Genomic DNA, 1,637 nt, shown 5'->3' on the forward strand with positions numbered 1-1,637 from the left:
TGAGGAATAAACTGGTCTTTCTGTGCGTTCACTTGGGGCAACAGCACGGCCACGGCCTCGTTAAGACCTGGTGTCCGCTCCAGCCCTTTGTCCATCAGTTTCGCCATGGCCCACAGCAGGTTGGCGATTTCCTGTGGTTTAAAGTTAGCTTTCTGTGCGTTCACGTGGTGCAACAGCGCGGCCACCGGCTCGTTGAGGCCTGGTGTCCGCTCCAGCCCGTTGTCCACCAGTTTCGCCATGGCCCACAGCAGGTTGGCGATTCCCTGAGTAATAAATTGGTCATTCTGTACGTTCACGTGTGGCAACAGCGCGGCCACGGCCCCGTTGAGTTCTGGTGTCTGCTTCTGCCCGTTGTCCACCAGTTTCGCCATGGCCCACAGCAGGTTAGTGATTTCCTGAGCACCAATATCACTGGCTTCAGGTTTTTGGTTGCAGTTAAATATTATTGCATCAAGTAGTGTTGACAATAAGGCAGTTTGAGTAAGCTTAACATGCTCATCAAAGGGTTTATGAGGGGTAAAAACACCCGCTGAAGTAAATGAGTGAAGTGTTGTCGTCAGGCTTCGCCAATTCCAGCTCCGTGTTGCGGTAAAATTTTGCAGCAAACGCATCAGCTGGCTTTGTTCTGTTCGATTTAACGGTCTTTTAGCAGCTGACGTGTATTTTTTAATTGAACTGGCATATTGCCCGTGATTTCTCCCATCATAGCGATGACCGAAACGATCCGATCTTCTCACCAGATCTTCCACTATTTCTTGTTTAATGAGGGCATTAAAATCTTGAGCACAGTTTACTGAACGGTGAATTAAATATTGAGAAGGGCGTGTGCCAGAAGAATGGTGAAATTCATTACACCCTTGGGTAGAGCGGGGGTGACTATCCCGCTGTCTGACTGTGGCATGTCTATATCGACCACGCCCTGAAGAAGGGGTATGGCTATTCGGTTGGTTGTAACCGTTACCTGATGTTGTGTATTGACCAATGATACCAGCAGAACTTCTATCCATAGTTATATTTCATTAATTCATGAAAATATAAAAAGCAGACTGCTGTTCTGCTCAGAAGTTCATTTTGCAAAAAAGTTTACTTGAGTCATGATGGGAGGAAGGCGATTACTGGCTATTTGTTTTCTTCTCTTCTTCTTTTTTGCTGGGTTGGTTTGCTCTGCTAAATGTTCTTCACCAGCCACGTATGCAGCATCTGCCCACCCTCTATTAAATGATACAGAGCCATGCTCCTGTGGGGGGATGCCTATCCTGGTCTTTATTTGATCAATATAGGGTTTCATTAAATCCTGATTCCAAAGCATGTTGGCCGGGATTTCAATGACCTCAAATCCTGATTTTTTCAGCAGTGCGATTTTCAGTAGAGTCGAACCATTCCTGGTGTTGAAATCACCATTCACGTAATGAGAGGGGCCCTGAACTTCAATCACCATGTTGTGATCTGGCAGAAGCAGGTCAACCGGAGGTAATGAGTTCAGGCTCTTTTCTTCTTCGATCCGCAAAGATGGAATGCATGATTGGAGTTGATCGCGGAAGTCGGCCTGGTTTTTTGAAATGGCTTTGTGGTAATGGCGGACCACCGGACACGCTCTACCAAGCCAACTTGCGGCCATGATCATGATGGATCGATCC

The 1,637-nt window shown here is 47.0% G+C and carries 2 protein-coding genes; both read right to left on the reverse strand.

Annotation, left to right across the window (positions count from 1 at the left end; all coding sequences use genetic code 11):
- Nucleotides 1–1,007: hypothetical protein (locus ACO6V1_RS23835; protein WP_422464139.1), on the reverse strand; the 1,007-nt coding region annotated here is incomplete at its 3' end.
- Between the two features lie 59 nt (nucleotides 1,008–1,066).
- Nucleotides 1,067–1,637 (reverse strand): RAP domain-containing protein (locus tag ACO6V1_RS23840; RefSeq protein WP_422469064.1); only part of this gene is annotated, 571 nt, incomplete at its 5' end.

The organism is Endozoicomonas sp. ALC013, from assembly GCF_049310205.1.
Taxonomy (GTDB): domain Bacteria; phylum Pseudomonadota; class Gammaproteobacteria; order Pseudomonadales; family Endozoicomonadaceae; genus Endozoicomonas.